Here is a 6,027-nt window from a genome sequence, read left to right as displayed (position 1 = left end):
ATATTATATATGGGTCTAAAGGAGGTTCGGTTATGAGTCGGTATTTTGAAAATGAATTAATTGAGCAGATAAAAGATGCCAATGACATTGTATCGGTCATATCCGAGCATATAGCTTTAAAGAAACGGGGCAAGAACTATTGGGGTTGTTGTCCATTTCATAATGAAAAGACGCCGTCCTTTAGTGTTGCCCCTGAAAAGGGCTTTTATTATTGTTTTGGCTGTCATGCATCGGGGAATGTCATTAAATTCCTCATGGAACTAGAGCATTTAAGCTTTGTAGAGGTTCTAGAGCGGCTTGCTAATCGTGCTAATATTCCCTTGCCGGAGGCAAAACTTTCACCAGAACAACGAGCTCGAGATGAACGACGAAAAAAACTATATGAAGCGTCAGAATTAGCGGCTACATTTTTCCATAACTGCCTTACTCAAACATCGATTGGTAAGGTGGGCTTTGATTACTTAAAAAAACGGGGCCTTACAAAAGATACGATTGAAAAATTCAAATTAGGCTTTGCTCCAGATGGTTGGGACAAGTTGTATCGCGCCTTTCACGAACGTGGTATCGATGATTCTATTCTCTTGGAGTTGAATTTGGTACGTAAAAACCAAAAGGGACAGTTTTACGATTTCTTTAGAAACCGAATTATGTTTCCTATTATGGATGGTAAAGGTCGTGTAGTTGCCTTTGGTGGTCGTGTTATGGATGACAGCACGCCAAAATATTTAAACTCACCAGAATCAGCCATTTTTGAAAAGGGAAAACTATTATTTGCCTTTGATAAGGCTTATAAATCTATTCGTCAAGAGCGGCAGGCTATCCTTGTGGAAGGGTATATGGACGTTATATCTGCTCATAACCATGGTGTTACTAATGTAGTAGCATCCTTGGGGACGGCTTATACACGAGATCATGGTCATATATTAATGAGGCAGGCTGATGAAATTGTGCTGGCCTATGATATGGATGGTGCAGGTCGTCAAGCAGCAGCTAGGGCTATAGAATTATTACAAAATACGGACTTTAAGGTGCGTGTTCTGGCTATGCCAGATGGTAAGGATCCAGATGATTATGTACGTAATCATGGAGGACAAGCATTTAAAGATTTAGTAGCTAAAGCGGTTAAGCCTCTTGATTATTTATTAAGTGAGTCCTTAATTAAACATGACACAAATAATACGGAAGGGAAGCAAGCTGTTATGGCTGATGTATTCCCATATATTGCTAATATAGATAGTCAAACACAACGGGATGATGCTCTAAAGACATTGGCATTACCACTATGGCTTGATAATAGTAGTATTTTTAGATATTTCAGAGACTATGTAAAAAAAGGACAAATTGAATTGGTTGATACTGCGTCTGCACCGTTGCCAACACAGGATTTACCTAAAGGTGATGCAGAAAAATTATTGTCCTTAGCCTTTACAGATGGTGAAGTGTTACAACATATGATGAGCTATTTGCCATTAGAAGACTTTGAAAAAATTGAATATCGAGGTATAATAGAAAAGATATTCACCTTATTTAAACAAGAAGGTCGTCTAGATGATACTGCCATTCAATCTATTTTATCCTCATCGGAGTATGATATTTACTCTAGATTGGTTGTTATGAGTGACGATGAATATAAGGTACAAGTGCCTGGATTAATCCGCAAGATAAGGCTTCATTCATTGCGTGAACAGTATAAAGCGCATTCAATTATGGCGGATCAATTAAAACGGGCAGGAGATTCGACATTTATTAGCGAATTACATAAGTGTCAGGAAATACAGAACTTAATTAGAGAATGGTCTAAGTAATATAATGTAAGAAGGAGAGCGCTGTGGCTAAGAAAGTACAAAAAAGTCAAGTAGAGGAGATTGTAGAACAACTTCTTGAAAAAGGCCGGAAAACCGGCGTGTTGACACAATCAGAGATTTCAGATGCTCTTCATGAGCAAACTGAACTTACTGCGGAACAATTAGACGATATTTATACTACATTTGGTAAATTAAATATTGAAGTAGTGGCTGATATCGACAGTGAGGATGCGGACGCTAATCCAATAGAACCAGAAGAAGAGGATGAAGAAGATACTTCTAATGAAAAGAATATCTCCATCGATTTAAGTGTAGACTCTGGTGTTAACATTGATGATCCTGTACGTATGTATCTCAAGGAAATTGGTCGTGTCCCATTGCTTTCTGCAGATGAAGAAATCGTTTTAGCAAAGCAAATTGAGGCTGGCGCAGCAGAAGATGCTACATATAAAGATATTCAACTTGCCAAAAAGGCTAAGAAAAAATTGGTAGATGCGAACTTGCGCTTAGTTGTAAGTATTGCAAAACGTTATGTAGGTCGCGGCATGTTATTCTTGGATTTGATTCAAGAAGGTAACTTGGGTCTTATTAAAGCTGTAGATAAGTTCGATTATACAAAGGGTTATAAATTCTCCACATATGCAACATGGTGGATTCGTCAAGCTATTACTCGTGCTATTGCGGATCAAGCTCGTACGATTCGTATTCCTGTACATATGGTAGAAACAATCAATAAATTGATTCGTATTTCCCGACAATTATTGCAAGATAAAGGTCGTGAACCATTACCAGAAGAAATCGCAGAAGGTATGGGCATTACGGTAGAGCGCGTGCGTGAAATTCAAAAAATCGCACAAGAACCAGTATCCTTGGAAACTCCAATTGGTGAAGAGGAAGACTCTCACTTGGGAGACTTTATTGAGGACCAAGATGCTATTGCTCCAGACGATGCAGCTAGCTACATCTTATTACAAGAACAAATTGAAGATGTATTTACATGCTTAACTGACCGTGAGCAACAAGTATTGATTTTGCGCTTTGGTTTGAAGGACGGCAAACCTCGTACATTGGAAGAAGTAGGTCAACATTTCAATGTAACTCGTGAACGCATTCGTCAAATAGAAGGCAAAGCGCTTACTAAATTGCGCAATCGTGGTAAACGCGATAAAATTAAAGACTTCTTATAAGATGTTGAATCTCTTAAGGGTTGTAATGCAGTGTTTTCTAGCACTGTGTTACAGCCCTTTTGTGTTATATTACTGTCTATGCCCGTTCTCTACTGCAGAAAATATGGCAAAATATAGCTCATGAAACAGTTATAGAAATACGGTGTGCCTTGACTTAGTACTAGCCTATTCGGTATAATTAATGAGCTAGAAACTAACTGTGGGCCTATAGCTCAGGGGTAGAGCAACCGGCTCATAACCGGTCGGTCCCTGGTTCGATCCCAGGTGGGCCCACCAATTATGTTGATATCTACCGTCCTTGAGAATTCAAGGACGGTTATTTTTATATATAATAATAGAGGAATTATGGAACCTAGACCTATGATGGATCGCTTAGAGGCGGTGTTTTCAATCGTACCAAAAGCTCATGCTATAGCTGATATTGGTGCTGATCATGGATATTTAGCAGTAGAACTTATCAACCGTAATCGTGCTGAATTTGTTATTGCTGGCGACGTGCATAAAGGACCTTTAGAATCTGCAAAAGAATATGTTCAATCTTGTGGGTTAACTTCTAAAGTAGATTGTCGATTAGGGGATGGTCTAAAGGTAACAGAGAAGGGCGAATTAAATGGTGCCATTTGCTGTGGTATGGGTGGATACCTTATGCGCGATATTGTAGATGCCGGTCCAGAGCTTTTAGAGTTCTACGTATTACAACCACAGAATGGACAAAAAGAATTACGTCAATATATGGTACAAAAGGGCTATGTTATCGTCCTTGAAATCATCGTTGAAGATGCAGGAAAGCTATACACTGCATTTTTAGCAGTGCGTAATGATCAGGTAGAAGCGTATACGGGCATGGCTGAATACGTAGATGTTTATCAATCATTACCAGAGGATTCGTTATTATGGTCTGTAGGTGCTCTTTTAGAACAGGAACGACCATCACTTTGGCCGAAATATATTGAGTACTTAATATATCAACGGCAATGTGCACTAGACGGTATGACTGAGCAATTGAGCCATACAGATAAATATAAGGATTTAGAGCGTGAAGTAGAATTTCTGCACGGACTTTTAGAAGATAGAAAGAAGTGAGCTTTATGACAACAGTTCAACAAGTTATTACCTTAATGGAACAATTGGCCCCTCGTTCTTATGCAGAATCTTGGGATAATGTGGGCCTCATGGTGGGTGATAGAAATGCTATCGTTACAGGCGTGTTAACTACATTAGATGTAACAGCGGAGGCCATTTCATATGCCATTGAACATGACTGTAATCTAATTGTTAGTCATCACCCGTTGATTTTTAAGGGCTTAAAACAATTGTCTTGTGATACGGCACAAGGGCGAATGATTAATCAGCTGATTCAACATAATATTGCCGTTTACAGTGCACATACAAATCTCGATATAGCACCTGGTGGCTTGAATGATATGTTGGCAGAACAATTAGGTCTTATAGATATTAAAGGCTTTATTAAAACTGGTGAAGATACATTGTATAAGATAACCACCTTTGTACCGGAAAATGCTGCTGATGCGGTCCGTATTGCAATGGGGAATGCTGGCGCTGGACGTATTGGTAACTATGAATACTGTAGTTTTAGTGCTCATGGTGAAGGTCGCTTTGTAGGCAATGATACCTCTCATCCTGTAATTGGTGAAGCGGGGTCTATGACAGTAGTACCAGAAGTACAAATCAATGCGTTGGTAGATGGTATACATTTGCAACACGTCATTGAAGCGATGAAAGATGCACATCCTTACGAAGAGGCCGCCTATGAGGTACTATCCTTAGTTGAGCCGAAAGAGGCGACTCAATATTTAGGTCGTATTGGTAGATTACCAAACGCCTTAGATTTAGATACATTCCGTGAATGGGTACAGGAAGCATTACCAGAGGCTAATATTCGTTTTGCTGGCATAGCGCCTAAAGAAATTCAATCCATAGCACTATGTTCTGGTGCCGGTGCGGAATTTATTAAGGATGCAGCTCGCTTGCATGTAGACGCATATGTTACAGGCGATGTGAAATATCATGATGCACAATTAGCTAAAGAGCTTGGATTGCTTGTAGTTGATGCAGGCCATTTTGGCACAGAATCTATTGTTGCTAGCGGTTTACGTGACTATTTACTTAGTAAAGATATATCTGTTCCTGTGAAAGCTTTTACAGAACAGAATGATTTCTTTTTCTTATAATATTGCATTTTCTTGCAACAAATAGGCTAGCTATGATAAACTGAATTGAAGCAAGTATGAAAGACGGTTGCGAGTCCATAGGACTCGAGGAAAGTCCGAGCTCCATAGGGCAGGATGCCAGATAACGTCTGGCGAGGGTAACCTTAGGGAAAGTGCCATAGAAAAGGAAACCGCCACGTCAGTGGTAAGGGTGGAAAGGTGAGGTAAGAGCTCACCAGCAGTTTGGTAACAGGCTGGCTCGGTAAACCCCATCCGGAGCAAGACCGAATAGGGAAGGGTTAAGGGTGGTCCCGCCTACCTTCCGGGTTGTGTCGCTCGAGCGTGCAGGCGACTGTACGCCTAGAAAGATAATCGTCACCGCGCAAGCGGAACAGAACTCGGCTTATTGATTGCTTGCTTCCATATTTAAGATATAATTTATAGTATATAAGATTGTAGATCTTTGTTAGGAGAACTTCATGGCAATTACAGCGATTACTAGTGTACAAGAATTTGATGAAAAAGTACTTGGCTCTAAAGGTTTAGCTATTGTTGATTTCTGGGCTGCCTGGTGCGAACCTTGCACTGTTATGCGTCCAGAGGTAGAAGCTGTAGCAGAACGTTTGAAAGGACAAGTAACGTTCTTTAGTGTTGATGCAGAAGATAAAAATCTTCGTGGCATTTTGTTGAAAGAAGACATCGATGGTATTCCATCCATGGTATTCTATCGCGATGGCAAAATGCTTGATTCCCTTGTAGGTTACAAGAAAGCTGATGTGCTTGAGGCTCTAATCAAGGAAGTTATCTAATTTAGTGATAATTGAAATTTTTAACAATATCATATAATACAAGGCTGTATACAAG

The 6,027-nt window shown here is 39.8% G+C and carries 5 protein-coding genes, 1 tRNA gene and 1 other RNA gene; all 7 read left to right on the top strand.

The window, feature by feature from the left end:
• The first annotated feature begins 32 nt into the window (after positions 1–32).
• The gene (gene dnaG, locus QZ334_RS06415; RefSeq protein ID WP_119206467.1) at positions 33–1,805 is read left to right on the top strand and encodes a DNA primase; all 1,773 of its coding nucleotides are present in this window, start codon (positions 33–35) and stop codon (positions 1,803–1,805) included.
• Positions 1,806–1,828: 23 nt separating this feature from the next.
• Positions 1,829–2,992: an RNA polymerase sigma factor RpoD gene (gene rpoD / locus QZ334_RS06410; RefSeq protein WP_119206468.1), complete on the top strand. Its 1,164-nt coding sequence runs from the start codon at positions 1,829–1,831 to the stop codon at positions 2,990–2,992.
• A gap of 201 nt (positions 2,993–3,193) precedes the next feature.
• Positions 3,194–3,268, top strand: a tRNA-Ile gene (locus QZ334_RS06405).
• Positions 3,269–3,337: 69 nt separating this feature from the next.
• Entirely contained in the window at positions 3,338–4,075 is a 738-nt protein-coding gene (locus QZ334_RS06400; protein WP_295232918.1) for a tRNA (adenine(22)-N(1))-methyltransferase, read from the top strand.
• A 5-nt stretch (positions 4,076–4,080) separates the two neighbouring features.
• Complete coding sequence (locus QZ334_RS06395) at positions 4,081–5,184, top strand: Nif3-like dinuclear metal center hexameric protein (protein ID WP_295232915.1); 1,104 nt, start codon at positions 4,081–4,083, stop codon at positions 5,182–5,184.
• A 50-nt stretch (positions 5,185–5,234) separates the two neighbouring features.
• An RNA gene (gene rnpB, locus QZ334_RS06390) (RNase P RNA component class A) lies at positions 5,235–5,585 on the top strand.
• Positions 5,586–5,642: 57 nt separating this feature from the next.
• Positions 5,643–5,972 (top strand): thioredoxin family protein, encoded by a 330-nt coding sequence (locus tag QZ334_RS06385; protein WP_295232910.1) that lies wholly within the window; start codon positions 5,643–5,645, stop codon positions 5,970–5,972.
• Positions 5,973–6,027: the final 55 nt, after the last annotated feature.

The sequence above is a fragment of the Veillonella sp. genome (genome assembly GCF_019414865.1).
In the GTDB taxonomy this organism is placed as follows: domain Bacteria; phylum Bacillota; class Negativicutes; order Veillonellales; family Veillonellaceae; genus Veillonella.
This window is presented reverse-complemented; position numbering and strand designations above follow the sequence as displayed.

What these genes read in the sequence shown, in the direction of transcription:
- QZ334_RS06385 (WP_295232910.1), top strand. Translation starts at nt 5,643, where the DNA reads ATGGCAATTACAGCGATTACTAGTGTACAAGAATTTGATGAAAAAGTA.
- QZ334_RS06395 (WP_295232915.1), top strand. Translation starts at nt 4,081, where the DNA reads ATGACAACAGTTCAACAAGTTATTACCTTAATGGAACAATTGGCCCCT.
- dnaG (WP_119206467.1), top strand. Translation starts at nt 33, where the DNA reads ATGAGTCGGTATTTTGAAAATGAATTAATTGAGCAGATAAAAGATGCC.
- QZ334_RS06400 (WP_295232918.1), top strand. Translation starts at nt 3,338, where the DNA reads ATGGAACCTAGACCTATGATGGATCGCTTAGAGGCGGTGTTTTCAATC.